The organism is Rossellomorea marisflavi (assembly GCF_022170785.1).
GTDB classification, from domain to species: domain Bacteria; phylum Bacillota; class Bacilli; order Bacillales; family Bacillaceae_B; genus Rossellomorea; species Rossellomorea marisflavi_B.
This window is the reverse complement of record NZ_CP081870.1, coordinates 1668985-1686496: the sequence shown is the minus strand read 5'-3', so window position 1 is coordinate 1686496 and position 17512 is coordinate 1668985. Positions and strand designations below refer to the sequence as shown.

Sequence of the window (17512 nt, the reverse complement as noted above, 5' to 3'; positions counted from 1 at the left end):
TTATGTCTATTTAGAAATAGTGTAAAACGAACATATTCCTACGGGCTTTTTCATGCCTTTGTCATTATAATGAATATAAGTCTTGTGTCCCTTTCCAACATATGAGGGATCACATAAATGAAAACCATACAGAAAAGAGGAATCCACGTGAATTTTTTTACCCGTTTTAGCCTGAGGAATGCAGTAGCGGTCTTTATCATTTCATTCCTTCTCATTCTCGGGGGTTTGTATTCGTTCCAGAAACTTAAACTGGATCTGCTCCCGAATATCGAGTTTCCTCAGCTTTCAGTTGAAATCGTTTACCCTGGGGCTTCCCCCGACGATCTTGACGATAAAGTGACATCGGATCTCGAGGAGAAATTCAAAGGTGTTGAAGGAGTAAAACAAGTATCAAGCTCCACCTACGAAACGATTTCTGTCATCAACCTTGAATTCCCATTCAATACAGACATGGATGAAGTAGAAAGGAAAGTGGACTCCCTCATCTCTGACAGCGACCTTCCGGATGAAGTGACTACCGATATCAGCCGTACCTCATTCGGAGCGCTTCCGATCTTCAATATCTCACTATTTGCAAAGGACAACGCTGATTTACAGTCCCTGTTGGAAGATGACGTCATTCCTGAATTGAAGAAAATCGAGGGAGTCAATTCCGTTTCTGTCGGTGGACTGAAGGAAGAACTTCTTCAAATTACCATCGATAAAGATAAAGCAGCTGAAAATGGACTCAGCTTGACGGATATTAAAGACCAGATCAATGAAAAGGACCTTTCTTTCCCCGCTGGGAATCTCGATGGGGATAACATTCAGGTCCCTGTAAGGGTGCAAGAAAAGGTCGATACCATCGACCAGTTGAAAGAGATTGTCCTAACATCGAAGGTCAATCCACAGGCTCCACCAACATCTCTTGGTGATATTGCCAAAATTGAAGAGGTGACCGACCGTCCTGAAATCACCCGTTATAATATGGAAGATTCATTCTCCATGGCCATCACCAAAAAGCAGGACGCCAACACCGTGGAAGTAGCTGATCAGGTTCTTGACGTAATGAAAGATTACCAGGATGACTTCAGTTATGCCATCGGATTCGATTCGGCAGACGGAATCAAAAAATCCGTTGAGACCCTGGTGAAAGAAGGTCTTCTCGGCGCCGTATTCGCCTCTCTGGCCGTTCTTCTGTTCTTACGGAATATCCGTGCGACAATCATCGCCATCATCTCGATTCCCTTGTCGCTGCTCGTGTCTTCTATTTTCCTGGCTCAGCTCGATATCTCACTCAATATCATGACCCTCGGGGGCATGGCCGTGGCAGTGGGACGCGTAGTGGATGACAGTATCGTCGTCATTGAGAATATATTCAGGCGCGTCAGGAAATCAGGTGAAGAGATCAACGATAAAATCATTGAGGACTCGACAAAAGAAATCCTGAAAGCCATCACGTCGTCAACGTTGACAACAGTGGTCGTATTCCTTCCGCTTGGATTCGTCGGCGGAGTGACGGGAGAGTTCTTCCTTCCGTTCGCATTGACCATTGTATTCTCTCTGCTCACATCCCTGCTTGTTGCCATCACCATCGTTCCGATCTTGTCCAAATTCTCATTCAAGAAAGTTCCGCCAGAGGAAAAGGAAGGGAGACTACAACGATGGTATGCACGGGCAATTGAGTGGTCGCTGAACCATAAAACCGTCATTATCGCCCTATCCCTTGTCACCCTTCTCGGGTCTTTTGCACTTGCCGGTAGGCTGGGCTTCACCTTCATTCCAAATGAAGAGCAAAAGCAGCTCGTGGCAAGTGTCCAACTCCCTTCATCCACTTCACTTGAAAGGACCAATGACGTGTCCATGAAGCTGGAAGAATTCTTCGACGGGGAAAAAGAAATCAAAGAAGTGACGGCAGGTATAGGTAGCCGTGATTTCCAAACTGGATTGAAACGGAAAAACCAGGCCAATTACTTCCTTACCCTCGATGAAGATACGAATGTAAATGCTTATCTAGAAGACTTGCAAAAGAATATGGAAGACATTGTATACAAAGATGAACCAGATGCAAAACTCGGCGTCCAGGAGCAGCAGACTGGTGGGCCTCCAAGCAACAACAACGTGGACATCGACCTCTTCTCCAATAATCTTGATTCCCTTCAATCTGCTGCGAAGGAAGTAGAAGCGTACATGAAGGATCAAGATCAATTGAAATATGTGAACAATAACTTCTCTGAAAAACAAAAGCAGATCATCATCGATATCGATCCTGAGAAGGCCGCAAAAGCGGGCGTGTCCGGATTCCAAGTGCTCGGGACCGTGACGGACCAGACAGAACCCGTATCTGTCGGGACTTTGCCACTGGACGGGACGGATCGAAAAGTACAATTAAGCTATGAGGATCAAACATCCTCCAAAGAAGAACTTGAAGATATCACCCTATTCACTGCGAAGGGGCCTGTCCCACTTACAGATATCGCGAAAATTGATGAAGTCGAAGGCTACACGTCCATCCAGAAGCTAGAAGGAAAGATCTATGCGCGTGTCAGCGCACAGATCTCAAGTGATGATATCCGTACCGTGTCACAAGAAACAGTGGATGGTGTGAAGAAGCTCGATCTTCCTGATGATGTGTCATTCGAAGGTGGAGGCGGAAGCGACGAAACGGTACAGACGTTCCAGGATCTCGGTCTCGCCATGCTGATCGCCATCGGTCTCGTCTACATCACCATGCTAATCACATTCGGGAAAGCAAGGATTCCATTCATCATCCTGTCATCCCTGATCTTTGTGCCGATCGGATCTCTGCTCGGACTGTCGGTCGCCAATGAACCACTCAGCGTATCGGTCATGATCGGCCTGCTCATGCTGATCGGGATCGTGACCACCAACGCCATCGTCCTCGTTGACCGCATAGGGCAAAACAGGGAACAAAAAGGAATGACCATCAGGGATTCCCTGATCGAAGGGGGCAAAACGAGGCTCCGTCCGATCCTCATGACGGCCTTTGCGACGATTACGGCCCTTCTACCCCTGGCGTTCACAACATCATCGGGTACGCTCATCTCCAAGGGGCTCGCCATCACCGTAATCGGCGGATTGACGTCGTCAACCCTTTTGACGCTCATCCTTCTACCGGTCCTGTATGAAGTCTTCTTCTACAAAACAGTAAAGAAAGAATTGAAAAAATAAGTACGACAAAGAGGCAGGCGCCTATTGCGCCTGCCTCTTTTCCTTTGCCCTTATAACGATTGATCATCCACTTCATTAAGCCATTTCCGGATCGGAGCGATCACCTTCTCAACAGTGCCTTCCACAAAAGGAGAGTCGAGCTGGACCGCCTCAAGCAGCTCCAGGAAGGACTTGCTCCCACCTAGCTTACAGAGATCCAAATAAGATGCCCACGCACTCTCACGATTTTCATTCATCTTTTTGAAGAATTGGAAGGCACAGATCTGAGCGAGGGTATAATCGATATAGTAGAACGGAGAGTTGTAAATATGCGACTGCCTCTGCCAGAAGCCACCATCCTCGAGGTATCCGAAGCCGTCATAATCACGGTGGGGCAAATACTTCCGTTCGAGGCTCCTCCACATCTGCTTCCTCTCATCTGGAGAAGCATCCGGATTCTCATAGACGAAATGCTGGAATTCATCCACGGCCACTCCATAAGGAAGGAACATCAACGCTTCACTTAAATGGGTGAACTTATATTTCTCTGTATCTTCTTTGAAGAAGTACTCCATCCACGGCCATGTGAAGAATTCCATGCTCATGGAGTGAATCTCACTCGCTTCATAGGTAGCCCAGTGGTATTCAGGGATATCGTAGCCCCTGCTTTTATATACCTGGAAGGCATGCCCAGCCTCATGGGTCAAAACGTCGATATCAGCAGACGTCCCGTTGAAATTGGAAAAGATGAAAGGGGACTCGTATTCAGCGATGTAGGTGCAATACCCACCTCCTGCTTTTCCCTTTTTCGCTTCAAGGTCCAATAGGTTGCGGTCGAGCATGAACGAAATGAATTCAGCCGTCTCCGTGGAAAGTTCCTCATACATCCGTTTCCCGTTAGCGATGATCCATTGGGGATCCCCTTTTGGATCAGCATTGCCCGAAGAGAATTTAAAGCCTTCATCATAAAATGTAAGATGTTGAAGACCGATACGATCTGCCTGCCTATCCTTCAGCTCGACACAAAGGGGCACGATGAATTCTTCTACTTGACGTCTGAAGATCTCCACCATTTCCGGTGTATAATCCGTCCTTGTCATCCGGTGATAGCCTAGTTCGACGAAGTTATCAAAACCGAGGGTCACGGCGATTTCATGTCGCACCTTCACCAGATCATCAAAAATCCGGTCCAGTTCACTTCTGTTCTCTTCAAAGAAAGAGGTTGTAGCTGTTGCCGCCTGCTTCCTCGTTTCCCGGTTTGGAGATTGGCTGAATGGCCCCATCTGGGCAAGCGTCCTCTCCTCCCCTTCAAAAGGAATCTTGGCCGAAGCCATCAGCTTTGTATATTCTGAGGATAGCTTATTCTCCTTTTGGAGGAGTGGGATGATCTCAGGTGAGAAGGTTCTGATTTCACTTTCTGCCAGTGAAAAAAGTTGGTTGCCCCATTTCTCCTCCAATTCTCTGCGATACGGGGACTCAAGCAGTGCATGATAGAATTCTGTAACCAGACCGTGCATCTCAGGGGACAGTTCATCCATATAGTCTTGTTCCGCTTTATAAAAGCTATCGTTCGTATCGATGGAATGACGGATATACACGAGGTTCTCCATCGTATCGACTTCCATGCGGATCCTATTAATCTTCTCTATAGCTTCAACCTGCTGGGACATGCTTTCACCTTTTTTCAGTTGATTCAAGGCTTCATAGAATCGTTCTTTTATCTCATCGAGTTCCGGTCTGGCGTATGTATACTCTTCAAATTTTTTCATTGTGACCTCCATTTTGTATAGAATCTATCAGGGCTCTCTAGTACTTCGCCAATGATTGTGCATTTCCTTCCCTACCTCTACTTTTTACCATGAAAAAAAGCCTGCTTTTGCAGGCATTCAGTAGGAAAGATCTTTAATCGACAACCCCAATTTCTTGAGGAGTCCAATCGCTTCCTCTTTTTCATCCGGAGTAAGGGTGGACATCAGTTCATGGATCCTGTTCTCATGATCGGGGAAGATACGGTCGATCATTACCCTGCCATCTTCCGAGATTTGAGCGTATGTGACCCTACGATCATTCGGACAGGCTACGCGATTGAGAAGGCCCTTCTTTTCAAGCTTGTCCACGACATAAGTGATACTCCCGGACGCAAGAAGGATCTTTCCTCCAATCTGTTGGAGGGGCTGATCTCCTTTATGATAAAGGAGTTCCAGGACGGCAAATTCCGTAGGATTCAATCCATTTTCCTGGATGTGTTTATTTATTTCCTCATTGATGGCTTTGAAGGCCCTCGATAGAACAATGAATAGCTTAAGGGATTGCTTGGATTCACTCATAGTTTTCATTCCTTTAAATATCTCGGTTTCAAACTATTATACAAATCTGCCGTGTTTTTGTCAAAGGAACTGACATTGTTTTTTCCAATACTTAGGGTCTAACGGAAAAAGGACGCCCTATTATGGACGTCCCTCCAAGGTAGTAGTCGATGTGATGCGTGTTTTCACGGAGTGATTTTTCTGGAGGATTTCTCAGATGTCATGTTACGATGCGGGTCTTTTGAGCAAATGTCTACTATAGTATTCCATTTCGGCCTCGCTTCGATCCAGGGAAGCCTTATCATACTCATTCAAGAGGCGATCAAGTTCCTGACTGCACGCCAAGGTCTCTCTTGCACCAAGACCGTGCGTTTCCCCAAGAGCGATCATTTCCGATCGCTTTTGATTGATCTTCAGCAATAACCACTTTCTTTTCAGCATTTGGTTCATCCATCTAACCCCTTTTGATAGCTTGCTTTATTTGAGCATTATCTCAGGGTTTACCAGAAAAGTAAATAGAACCGCAAAACAAGACAAAACAATCAGTTATAGCCGAAAATTCGACATTGACTGCCATATTAAAACCCGTTCCTATCAAGGAGGGAACGGGTTACAATGTGGGTGACCATCAGTAGATCGGCACCCATCCTTCTTTCGTAACGAAGATTCTCACAGCCACTACCTTCTTGTCATCTGATAGTGTGAAATAATGGCGGATGTTCTCCGGTACGGATATAAGGTCCCCAGGATTCAGGTGGACTTCGAAGAAATCACCATCGCTTCCCTGGATGATGAATACCCCATGACCACTGACGATGAAGCGGACCTCGTCATCCGTATGGTGATGTTCCTGCTGGAAATTCTTCAACAGTTCCTCAAGGTTCGGTGTACTGTCTGATAATGAGATGATATCCCACGCTTCATATCCCCGTCTGGCTGAAATATCTTCAATTTCATCCTTGAACGTTGTGAGGATCCTTTCTTTTTCCACGTCAGCCAAATCGAATTTTTCTTGAAGATCGCCGCTCAATTTCCCGATGTCCCAATGTTCATAAATGACGCCTTGCTCCTCCAGATACTGTACCACTTCTTCTTGATTTTCGATGACTTTATTGCTTCCTTGGACCTTGATTGTTGTCATGATTTTTCCTCCTTTTATGATTGAAGTTGAACGGTGGATTTTAGTGATAAGAGAGAAAGCTGATATTGAAATAGGAACTCAGATGCTTCGAGAAGCTTTTTTGCTTCAAAACCGCTCCGTCCCCAAACCGTGATCCCATGATTCCGGATCAGCACGGCGCCGGCGTCTTCATTAACATGATGGGAGAAGGCGCTCGCAAGGGTCGGAATATCCGCGTAATTCGGGATGATGGGAATGATGAGTTCATCATCTTGTCCCCATTTTCCAAACGCTTTGATCAATTCTTGATTTTTGAAGGTGATCTCTCCCTGATCCCCATAAAGCTCACTGACCACATTATTGGCTACGGTATGCACGTGGAGGGAACAGACTGCCTGGGTCCCTTTGAAAATATGCGTGTGGAGGAGGGTTTCTGCTGAGGACTTGAGTTTCGTTTCCTCCAGAGGATTCCCGTCCAGGTCAACGAGTAGGAAATCCTCTACCGTCCTCTTCCTCTTATCCTTTCCGCTGGCGGTTACCAGGAAGGCACCAGGGGCCGATCCGGCCTTGATGGCCAAGTTGCCTGAAGTGCCCATGAACCAGTCACGGTCTGCGAGTTCCCCCTTGATGGTGGACAGCTCTTCCCACTCTCTTTGGTAACTCATGTCCTCACCCCTTCCTTCAATGCCTCTATGCAGTCATGGAATGTTTCAAATGGGATATGGGGAATCCCCAATTCATTGCAAGTGTCAGCAAGATAATCCCTCGCAAGCACCTTGTCAGCCACCTTGGCCATCTCCAAGTCTGTTACAGAGTCACCGATGGCAATCACTTCTGCACCATCCGGTATGGAAAGGGAGCGGAGGACGGACGGTTTGCAGCATCCGCATCCTCCATTCCCGCATTGCCCATCACAGCCATAGGGCCAGTTGATGGAAATGAAGGGGCCGGTGAAATCCGCTTCATTGCAGTAGATTCCTGCAAATGGGCCATATCCGTCCAGGAGTGGGCGGACAAAGAAATCGATCCCTCCACTCACGATATATAACGGGATTCCTTCCTCTTTCGCAAATTGAACAAAGTCCCAGAACCCTTCCCGGATGACTGCCGTATGTAAAAGATAGTCCACGAGCTCATCTTTTTGTTGGGAAGGCAGAAGTGCGAACATATCCCCTACCCCTTTCTCGATCGACATCGTCCGATCAAGTATGGCATCTTTGAGTCCTTCCCATTCCGGAGGGGCAAATTGCTTCATGAGGGAGATGATATTATCTGTTTTCGTAATCGTTCCATCAAAATCACACAAGATGATCCGTTCCGTCATCAGCCCCTCCCTCCCTTGCTCCACAAGCTTAGAGCGACTCTAAGCTCTTCTCCCTGGACTTCTTCAAAGGGAATTCCCGCTTTCACCGCTTCAATTGCCTGTCGGAAGGCGAGCCCTCCGCTTACAGCACCTCCAGGATGTCCGTGGACGCCGCCGCCGGCATTGATCACACACTCCTCACCAAAATCCTCCACAAGATGTGGTACCAGTCCTGGATGGATACCTGCCGATGGGACAGGGAATGTCTTTTTGAACGGTGAAGACTCATCCGTAAGCTCTCTACTGATGGCGAGTACTTGATCTTTCTCCAGTGCCACACTTCCATAAGGGGAAGGGAACAAGGAAAAATCCGCTCCCGTCATCCGTAAAAATTTCCCTAGCCATAAGGAGTAGGCGACTCCATGATGGGGAGCCTGGGCAACGGCTCCTGCAAAGGCGGGATGGGCCATGAGCGGAAGTCCGATGTTTTCATCTTCCCTGAGTTCTTGAAGTACATCGAGAGAATAAGAAAATACGTTGAATAGCAAGGCATCCGCCCCAAGATCCCGTGCTCTTCTTGCCTTATCGCGAAGCTCAGACGTCCGTCCGGTCAGGTTCACCGCATAGAGCGTCCTCTTACCTGTCTCCTGCTGCACCTCATCAAGGATCCTCCTGCCGTTTTTCACCCGCTCTTCAAAAGGCGTCAGGGGGTTATCAAAAAGGATTTCATCATCCTTCACCAGGTCAACACCTCCGCGAGCCTGGGCACGCAGCTGATCTTCCATGTAAGCGAGATCCCTTCCGATCACTCCCTTGAAAATGCTCATGAGGAGGGGGCGATCCTTGACGCCTGCGAGTTCCCTGATCCCCTCAATACCGTACCGTGGTCCCGGATAGTGACGGTTGAGATCGTCACTGAATTCAAGATTGATAAGCTTTACCTGACCATCCAGGGAGAGTTTCCCGAAGACCGTTGTCAGTATCGCAGGGAGATCATTTGAATAATTGCCACCGGGGTAAGCGATCGAAATTTCTCCCACCCCTTCACCGGCCTCTTCATTGATGGAAACGACCCTTCCCTTGAATTTCAGCAGTTGCTCTTGTTCGAGTTGGGGAAGGTCTGTCCAAGAGCCCACTGTCAAGCCCAAGGCGATACCTTCTGCCTTTTTTTCGAAAGACCCTTTTGCCCCTGGCAATCTATATGTTGCAATCACTTCACTCATGTTCTGCCTACCTCCTTATACAATCAAAAAAGCCCCTTCCGATAAGAAGAGGCTTTCAATCCATCACTCTATCTTATCTCCCAGCGTCTGCTGCAAGAATTAGCACCGTGCTCGTAATGAGTCGGTTGCCGGGCTTCATCGGGCCAGTCCCTCCGCCTGCTCTTGATAAGAATCTATTCATTTGGTTTCCAGTAGGATTATTGCATCGATTGGGAGTCCTGTCAATCCCTATTATCGAACAAATGTAAATTTTCAATCCTTTTCACTGCTTCCTGAAGCCTTTCCTCACTGGTAAGGAGACCTACCCGGACATACCCTTCCCCGTGATCCCCGAAGCCGATGCCAGGCGCCACGGCTACATGGGCCTTTTCAAGGAGTAGGTTCGAGAAATCCATCGACGTGAAGCCTTCCGGCACTTTGAGCCAAGCGAAAAATGAGCCTGCCGGTGCATCCACATCCCAACCGATGGATCTCAATCCACCGATGAGGGCATTCCTTCTGCTTTCATAGGTCTCAAGCTGGGCCTGGACGCACTCCTGCGATCCGAGGAGCGCCGTCACCGCTGCTTCCTGAATGGCGCCAAAGAGGCTCACATACATATGATCCTGCATGAGATTGATGGCTTCTATCACACTCTCGTTCCCGACGGCAAATCCTACTCGCCACCCCGCCATATTATACGTTTTGGAGAGAGTATAGATTTCAATGCCGACATCCTTAGCTCCATCTGTTTCAAGGAAGCTATTGGGACGCTTGCCTTCAAATCCGATCGCCCCATAAGCAAAATCGTGTACCACGCAGATATCATGGCTACTTGCCAATTTTACCGTTTCCTCAAAAAAGGCTGGTGTGGCTACTGCTCCCGTCGGGTTATTCGGATAATTCAGGAACATAAGCTTGGAACCGTCGAGTTCGGCTTCACTAAACCGGCTGTAATCGGGGAGAAAATCATTTTCCTCAAGTAGCGGCATCAGCTTCATCTCCGCTTCTGCAAGTGCCACCCCTGATAGATAATCAGGATACCCAGGGTCCGGAACCAGCACGGATTCACCCGGATTCACCAGGCACTGCGGAATCTCCACGAGACCCGCCTTCCCCCCGAAGAGGATAGCTACTTCTTTGTCAGGATCCAGTTCCACCCCGTATTCCCTTTTATAGAAAAGCGCTACCGCCTCTTTGAAAGAGGCCATCCCCCTGAAAGGTGAATAGCGATGATTCAATGGGTTTTCGGCCGAAGCCTTCAAACTATCTACAATATGTTCAGGTGTGGGCCTATCAGGGTTACCCTGCCCAAGGTTAATGACATCGTGTCCTTCATTAATGACACGCTGAACGTTGGCTGTCAATTCAGCGAAAAATTGCTTTGGCAGCGAATCGAGGCGATCCGCATATGGGAATGTTTTCATCTCTTCACCTTCTGAATGTTCAAATATTCTTCACTTTCAAATTCTAGCTACAAATGATATAACGGAAAATAACGAATGTAAAGTAAAATCTTACAATTCCCCATGAAAGGTGCTGATCATATGAAGATCGGGCTCGCGCAAATGGACATCCGGTTTGGAGATCCAAAATCCAACTACGCACAAGCAGAAAGATGGTTTCAACAAGCAGAAAGCGAACAATGCGATATCCTTGTCTTCCCTGAGCTTTGGACAACAGGATATGACCTTAAGAGGATAGAGGGAATCGCTGATGAAAACAGTGAAAAGACCATTGCCTTCCTATCCCGTTTTGCAAAACAGTATGGGATAAACGTGATAGGGGGATCCGTTGCAAATAAAACGGAGTCGGGAATCGATAATCGCTTGATCGTGATCGATTCCAAAGGAAACTTCGTCAAAGGGTATTCAAAGCTTCACCTGTTCAAACTGATGGACGAACATCACTACCTCCTGCCGGGAAAAGAGGACGGTCTATTCACGCTTTCCGGCGAGCAAATGGCCGGCCTCATCTGCTATGACATCCGTTTCCCTGAATGGGTGCGTAAGCATGTTCTCTCCGGAGCAAAGATCCTGTTCGTCAGTGCAGAATGGCCTGAACAGCGGATCGACCACTGGAAAGTCCTCCTCCGTGCACGTGCCATTGAAAATCAATGTTATGTTGCTGCATGCAACCGCGTCGGCTCTGATCCGGACAATACGTTCGGAGGATCATCCCTGATCATCGACCCGTGGGGAGAGATCCTTGCTGAAGGCTCCCTCCACGAAGAACTTGTGACAGCCGTTGTCAATCTCGATACCGTCGATGAAGTAAGGAAGCAAATCCCGATATTCGACGACCGTCTCCCAGACTTTTACAGTTGACGAGGCGAAAATCGATCAGGATATCTTTTCAAAAAAAGCATTGACACTAAAAAACGCAAGGTGGTATGATGTCAATCAAATGGTAATTTTCTGAACAAATTAAATATGCAACTCTTATCAAGAGCTGGCTGAGGGATTTGGCCCTATGAAGCCCAGCAACCGACCGTAATACCGTTGAAAGACGGGGCGCAGATTCGATGCGCCTGACCAGGGCACGGTGCTAATTCCAACAGAATGATTCCATTCTGAGAGATAAGAGGCGACGAAGTATTCTTCAAGCCTCTTTCACAACTGGAAGAGGCTTTTCTCATTCCACAAGAAAAGCCTCCTGCAAACTATTTTAAGGAGGAACCCCCCATGGCCATCACCCAATTGAAACAGTATCGTTCCCTGACGATCGAATCTGCTATAAACCTTGCCAAAGACCTTTCCCTGTTTGATGCATCGGAAAATCTGACCTGTGAAGAGATCGGAGACGGCAATCTCAATTACGTTTTCCGCATTGTAAGCAGCGAAAGCGGAAAAAGCATCATTATCAAACAAGCACTTCCTTATGCAAAAGTCGTAGGCGAAAGCTGGCCGTTGACCCTTGACCGCGCGAGGATCGAAGCCCGGGCCCTGACTCTCCAGCGTTCCCTTGCTGAGCGTCTTGTCCCTGAGATCTATCATTCCGATGAAGAGCTTGCGATTACAGTCATGGAAGATTTGAGCCATCTTGAAATCGCCAGAAAAGGCCTCAACAAAGGAGGAATCTATCCCTCCCTTTCGAAGGACATCGGGGAATTTCTCGGGGCAACACTGTTCTTCACATCCGACTATGCTCTTCATCCTTTCAAGAAAAAGGGATATGTCAAAGAGTTTTCGAATCCCGAATTATGCAAGATTACTGAGGATCTTGTCTTTACCGACCCGTTCTTCAATAGTGAAACGAATGAATTTGAACAAGCCCTTGAAGAAGAGGTCCGGAATCTTTGGGACGACCTGCCCCTGAAACTGGAAGTCGCTAAACTGAAAAGATCCTTTTTGACCGAGGGGGAAGCCCTTCTCCACGGTGATCTGCATACCGGAAGCATCTTTGCAGGCAAAGAGGAAACTAAGGTCATTGATCCGGAGTTTGCCTTTTACGGTCCTATCGGTTTTGATATCGGACAGTTCCTGGCAAATCTCATTTTCCAGGCTGTGGTCCGCGAAGAAAAGCCAAAGAAGGAAGAGATCCTTCGTCATATTGAAACCACTTGGAACGTATTTGAGTCCACCTTCTCGCAATTCTGGGATCAAAGTGAAGATGCCTACACCAAAATTGATGGATACCTTGAGTATGTTCTAGAAAAAAGCTTTGCAGATACAATCGGTTTCCTCGGTTGCGAACTGATCCGAAGGACGATCGGTCTTGCTCACGTGGAGGATCTTGACTCGGTCCAGGACGAAGAAAAACGGATCTTGTATAAAAAGACGTGCCTTGCCCTCGGAAGGGAATGTATCCTTGAGCGCCAACGCATCCGTTCAATCCAGGATCTACTCGATAAACTTATTTAAAGGAGCTTTCTTAAACCCATGACACCACAACTTACCATACCTACTTCATTGGAGTGGCATGAAGACCACCTGGTCATACTGGACCAGCAAAAACTTCCCGGGGCAGTGGAATATGTCCATCTCTATACCATAAAGGATTACTACGATGCCATCATCACCCTTAAGGTAAGGGGAGCGCCTGCCATCGGCATCACGGCTGCATATGGCCTCGCCCAGGCAGCAGGAGGATATGAAACGGAGTCCCTTGAAGAGTTCAAGACATTGTTCAAGAAGGATAAGGCGCATCTCCTCTCTTCCCGTCCGACGGCGGTAAATCTTTCATGGGCCCTCGAGCGTCTCGAGCGTGAACTGTATCAGGCAGCAACGGTCAATGAAGCCAAGACCGACCTTCTCCATACAGCGATACAGATCCATGCAGAGGATGAGGATATGTGCCGGAGGATCGGGGAGAATGGCCTAGAACTCCTTCACGATGCACATAGGGTCATGACCATCTGCAATGCGGGATCCATCGCTACAAGTAAATATGGAACTGCCTTGGCACCGTTCCATATTGGACGTGAAAAAGACCGGAATTTTCAGGTGTTCGCCTGCGAAACCAGACCCGTTCTTCAGGGGGCGAGGCTAACTGCCTGGGAGCTCCAGCAATCGGGCGTCGATGTCACTCTCATTACAGATAATATGGCTGCCCATACAATGAAAACCAAAGACATAGAAGCGGTCATCGTCGGGGCGGACCGGGTTGCAGCAAACGGGGACACTGCCAATAAAATCGGGACCTCTTCCTTAGCCATCCTGTGCAAACATTTCGGGATTCCTTTCTATGTTGCCGCCCCTTCTTCGACGTTTGACCTGACCATCGACTCGGGAGACGACATTGAAATCGAGGAGCGGTCATCCACCGAAGTAACCACATTGGGCCAAAGCGTCATCGCTCCAGAAGGAGTCCCTGTCTTCAATCCCGCTTTCGATGTGACCCCCCACGACCTGATTTCGGCTATCATCACCGAAAACGGGATCCTTTATCCCGATTTTAAACAGAGCATTGCCGATACACTGAACTAAGTCCAAACCAAAAGCCAAGAATGCAGATTCTTGGCTTTTGGTTTTCCTATGATTTTACACTTCCCCACATTTCCTTTGGGTTTCGTTCATAAATACTGTTTTCCCTGAACATGAATTGATGAATGATGAACTCCCTCCTCACTGTTGCATAATCATCATGGAACTGTTTAATGTAGGCATTGATTTCTTTCTCTTCATACTTTCTCCCAATCTCCAGTCCTTCCACCCAATGTTCAAGCAGGTACAAGCGCTTCTTCTGCTGAGCAGGGAGCTGACTGACCTTCCCATCCTTCCCGATGAAGGCATTCATCACCTTTTGTTTCTCCAGTACCCGTTGATCCATATTCCGTTCCTCCCCTTTCATTCCCTCTGCAAACTGCTGTAGCACCTTATCATGATGCAAAAGGACCTTGGCATTGAGATGGTAATATACTGTATTTTTTTCCCTTCTTGAGTACACCAGGTTACAGTCCTTCAATCGTGATAAGTGATGGGAAATGGTCGGCGCCGTCAAACCAAGCTTTCCCGCCACCGCTCCCACGTGAAGAGGCCCCTCTGACAAAAGGTAAATGATTTTGAGCCTCGTAGGATCCCCAAGCGTTTTATGAAATTCAACCTGCTTATTCAGTTGCACTTACAACCACCCCAACTAATTAGATGAGTATCTATTTAGATAATAATCTAATGATAATAAAAACTCAATCCTTTTTTTCTGAATTTTCATTTCTCGTATTCACGTCTGTTTCGACGTATTCACCACAAAAAAACGCACTGACGATTTCGTTAAGAAATACAGTGCATTTTTTTGTGGTGATTTTTTGAAATTCCCTCAATTGCAGAATGCTTTTTCCAATTCTAAAAGGACGGATTTCTTATCCACCTGTTTCCCTGCATAACCGGTCAGCTGATTGTTCTTTCCGATGACTCTGTGACACGGTATGACAATGGGAAAACGATTCGCTTTATTCGCCTGACCGAGGGCCCTGACGGCTTTGGGACGGCGGATCTTTTCCGCCACTTCTTGATAAGAAGCGGTTTTTCCATAGGGGATTTCCTGGAGAGAAGTCCATACCTCCTTCTGGAATGGAGTCCCTTCCAATCTCAGTGGTAGATTGAATGATTTCCGCTCACCGTTGAAGTACTCCAGAAGCTGCGAAATTGTTTCATCTATTATATGGTGACCTGGACCCTCATCAAGTTCTCCTTCGGAAAATTCAATGGAGATGAGGTCTTGGTCGTCTGCTGTAATCTTCAACAGACCGACCGGCGAATCGATCGTCTTATGGATGGGTTCCATTGCCTGATCCCTCCCTTAGTTTTTCGGGAGATAGATATGAAAGGTCGTGCCCCTGCCCACCAGACTCTCAACCTCTACCGTCCCTTTATGCTCCTTGATAATATTAAAGCTTACCATAAGGCCGAGTCCAGTGCCCCGTTCTTTTGTTGTATAAAATGGTTCACCGAGCTTTTTGATCTTATCCTTTGAAATCCCGCTCCCTTCATCCTGGATCTCGATGTGTATCATTCCATTGTCTGTTTCATTGATGGCAATCGAGATAAAGCCACCCTGCGTCATCACTTCAATGGCATTTTTGATGATATTGATGAACACCTGCTTCAATTGATTCGGCTCAGCAATGATGCACGGAAGTCCCTCCTGGTAGTGCTCCCTGTATTGGACATTATGCATCACCGCCTGAGCGTTAAGCAGTTCCACCGTATCTTTCATGATCTTGATGAGGTTGGTTTCCTGGTACTGGATGGCCTGGGGTTTTGCCAGAACAAGGAAATCGGTGATGATGGATTCAATCCGTTGGAATTCAGACGTGATCACGTTGAAGTACATTTCATGTTCATGACCGATGCTGTTTTCGAGAAGCTGGATGAACCCTTTCAATGCTGTCATCGGGTTGCGGATTTCATGGGCGATCCCGGCGGCGAGCTCTCCGACCACGCTCAAGGTGTCGCTTTTCCTCAACTGTTCCTGCATTTCGACTTGCTCTGTAATATCCCTGATAATGGTCAGATTCAAGTTTGAGAGGAGGTTGTACTTCGATGACAGTTCTACATGCTGCAGCCTCCCTTTCTGATACAGGGACTTCTGGTAGGTAGCCTGTCCTTCTTCCTTCAATTGACGGAGATATCCTGCATATTTTTCTTCCTCAGGATCAATATTTAATATTTCACGTACATCTTTACCAATCAGGTGTTCCTTCGGTGCATCCAAAATTTCGCTCACTTCGGGATTCGAGTCAACGACAACATAATTGTGGTTGGTCAGTAGCATCCCATCCAGTGACCCCTCAAAAATCTTCCGGAAGCGTTCTTCACTTTCCCGGAGCTCTTTTTCCATCTGATATCGTTCACTCACATTCCGGAAGATGGTCATATTGTACCCGTCGACCGAATGGAGCTTGGATGTGAATTCAAGATGTTTGAGCTGATTATTGGGCATGAGAAATAACACTTCATCCCTTACAGCACCTGAAATCGTGAGTTGCTCCATGAGGAGATCGAACTTTTGCACTTCAAGGGGATAGACGAAATCCTTGATCCTTTTGGACAGGAGTTCCGACAGGGAGCATTCAAAAATTTTCAGGGCGGATGTATTGGCTTTCAATACCCGTCCATCCTGATCCCACAGGACGATGGCATCGATCGCCTCTTCAAACAACCCTTTGAAAAGCTCCTCATTCCGCTTCAACTGGATCTCCATTTGCCTCTTTTCTGTCACATCCCTCAGGATCGCCATATGGAGCTTATGATGAACATACGGACTCGTAGTGAATTCCACAATGGATACACTGTGCGTTTTACGGATTGGGATCTCTCCCCTTGCCTTCTTATGTTCGACGATCAGCTCTTTGATCTTTTCGATCTTGTAATGGGCATTTTCAGGAACAAACCAGCTGATGTTCCGTTTTGTCACATCGTTCTTATCCATGCCCACCTGTATACAGAAGGCCTGATTCACATCGCTGATGTTCCCATCAATATCAAACAAAACGATCCCCTCTGAAGCATTCTGGAAAATATTCGATAGGAGATGGACGTTCATATGATCCTTCCGTTCCTTTTCCTTCAGCTGCGTGACATCCTTGAAGTACAAATAGGCATTGGGAGAAATGGTCGATTTTTTGAGGATCAGCTCCACATGGAGGATCTTATCGCCTGTCGTGTTCATGAGCGTTTCATCTTCAAGGGATTTGCCCGTTTCCATCACTTCCTTATAGTGAGAGACGATAGGGGCTGGAACAGGAGTGAAAAACGTGCTGAATAGCTTCCCTATAAGGTCCTCCACAGGGGCGGCAAGGGTCGTGCATGCTCCGCGATTTGCATAATGGATCTTCATTTCCTCATTGATCACCAGCATGGGAAGTGGTGATGCTGAGCAGATTTCCTTATCGATAGGATGACATTCTTCCTTCAATACTTCCAAATCAAGTTTACTGCCGTTAGTCATTTCTACATCCCCCTGCTTCATTAAAGACGACTTTAGTAAT

The 17512-nt window shown here is 47.2% G+C and carries 15 protein-coding genes and 2 riboswitches; of the genes, 4 read left to right on the top strand and 11 right to left on the bottom strand.

The window, feature by feature from the left end:
- Positions 1–147: 147 nt before the first annotated feature.
- Positions 148–3171, top strand: coding sequence for an efflux RND transporter permease subunit (locus K6T23_RS08960; protein WP_079516712.1), 3024 nt, complete (start codon positions 148–150; stop codon positions 3169–3171).
- A gap of 50 nt (positions 3172–3221) precedes the next feature.
- On the opposite strand, the gene K6T23_RS08955 is transcribed toward K6T23_RS08960, so the two are convergent.
- From K6T23_RS08955 to K6T23_RS08920, 8 genes are all read right to left on the bottom strand, one after another.
- Positions 3222–4919 carry a M3 family oligoendopeptidase gene (locus tag K6T23_RS08955; protein WP_238284186.1) on the bottom strand — a complete coding sequence of 566 codons (1698 nt, stop codon included), beginning with the start codon at positions 4917–4919 and terminating at the stop codon, positions 3222–3224.
- Between the two features lie 117 nt (positions 4920–5036).
- On the bottom strand, positions 5037–5486 hold the full coding sequence (locus K6T23_RS08950) for a MarR family winged helix-turn-helix transcriptional regulator (protein ID WP_079515865.1): 450 nt from the start codon (positions 5484–5486) through the stop codon (positions 5037–5039).
- A gap of 195 nt (positions 5487–5681) precedes the next feature.
- On the bottom strand, positions 5682–5906 hold the full coding sequence (locus tag K6T23_RS08945; protein WP_056537650.1) for an aspartyl-phosphate phosphatase Spo0E family protein: 225 nt from the start codon (positions 5904–5906) through the stop codon (positions 5682–5684).
- A gap of 178 nt (positions 5907–6084) precedes the next feature.
- On the bottom strand, positions 6085–6597 hold the full coding sequence (locus tag K6T23_RS08940) for a 1,2-dihydroxy-3-keto-5-methylthiopentene dioxygenase (protein WP_238284185.1): 513 nt from the start codon (positions 6595–6597) through the stop codon (positions 6085–6087).
- 14 nt (positions 6598–6611) lie between these two features.
- Positions 6612–7241, bottom strand: a complete 630-nt coding sequence (locus K6T23_RS08935) for a methylthioribulose 1-phosphate dehydratase (protein WP_238284184.1) — start codon at positions 7239–7241, stop codon at positions 6612–6614.
- Positions 7238–7900 (bottom strand): 2-hydroxy-3-keto-5-methylthiopentenyl-1-phosphate phosphatase, encoded by a 663-nt coding sequence (locus K6T23_RS08930; RefSeq protein WP_238284183.1) that lies wholly within the window; start codon positions 7898–7900, stop codon positions 7238–7240. Before K6T23_RS08930 ends, K6T23_RS08935 begins: the two co-directional genes overlap by 4 nt.
- Positions 7900–9102 (bottom strand): 2,3-diketo-5-methylthiopentyl-1-phosphate enolase, encoded by a 1203-nt coding sequence (locus tag K6T23_RS08925; protein ID WP_238284182.1) that lies wholly within the window; start codon positions 9100–9102, stop codon positions 7900–7902. The genes K6T23_RS08930 and K6T23_RS08925 overlap by 1 nt, the downstream gene beginning before the upstream one ends.
- Positions 9103–9172: 70 nt before the next feature.
- A riboswitch (SAM riboswitch) is annotated at positions 9173–9274 on the bottom strand.
- 49 nt (positions 9275–9323) lie between these two features.
- On the bottom strand, positions 9324–10508 hold the full coding sequence (locus K6T23_RS08920) for a pyridoxal phosphate-dependent aminotransferase (protein ID WP_056537664.1): 1185 nt from the start codon (positions 10506–10508) through the stop codon (positions 9324–9326).
- A gap of 120 nt (positions 10509–10628) precedes the next feature.
- On the opposite strand from K6T23_RS08920, the gene K6T23_RS08915 reads away from it, so the two are divergent.
- The 3 genes from K6T23_RS08915 to mtnA all read left to right on the top strand — a co-directional run bounded on the left by K6T23_RS08915 (position 10629) and on the right by mtnA (position 14009).
- A complete protein-coding gene (locus tag K6T23_RS08915; RefSeq protein ID WP_238284181.1) occupies positions 10629–11408 on the top strand; it encodes a carbon-nitrogen family hydrolase in 780 nt (259 codons plus the stop codon).
- A gap of 111 nt (positions 11409–11519) precedes the next feature.
- Positions 11520–11667, top strand: a riboswitch (SAM riboswitch).
- 98 nt (positions 11668–11765) lie between these two features.
- Positions 11766–12944 carry an S-methyl-5-thioribose kinase gene (mtnK, locus tag K6T23_RS08910; protein WP_056537670.1) on the top strand — a complete coding sequence of 393 codons (1179 nt, stop codon included), beginning with the start codon at positions 11766–11768 and terminating at the stop codon, positions 12942–12944.
- 18 nt (positions 12945–12962) lie between these two features.
- Positions 12963–14009, top strand: coding sequence for an S-methyl-5-thioribose-1-phosphate isomerase (gene mtnA, locus K6T23_RS08905; RefSeq protein WP_056537673.1), 1047 nt, complete (start codon positions 12963–12965; stop codon positions 14007–14009).
- A 46-nt stretch (positions 14010–14055) separates the two neighbouring features.
- Here the strand turns inward: mtnA and K6T23_RS08900 are convergent, their stop codons facing one another.
- From K6T23_RS08900 to K6T23_RS08890, 3 genes are all read right to left on the bottom strand, one after another.
- The gene (locus tag K6T23_RS08900) at positions 14056–14643 is read right to left on the bottom strand and encodes a DUF2087 domain-containing protein (RefSeq protein WP_238284180.1); all 588 of its coding nucleotides are present in this window, start codon (positions 14641–14643) and stop codon (positions 14056–14058) included.
- A gap of 195 nt (positions 14644–14838) precedes the next feature.
- Positions 14839–15306, bottom strand: coding sequence for a methylated-DNA--[protein]-cysteine S-methyltransferase (locus K6T23_RS08895; protein ID WP_056537678.1), 468 nt, complete (start codon positions 15304–15306; stop codon positions 14839–14841).
- A 15-nt stretch (positions 15307–15321) separates the two neighbouring features.
- Entirely contained in the window at positions 15322–17472 is a 2151-nt protein-coding gene (locus K6T23_RS08890) for a PAS domain S-box protein (protein WP_238284179.1), read from the bottom strand.
- Positions 17473–17512 lie beyond the last annotated feature (40 nt).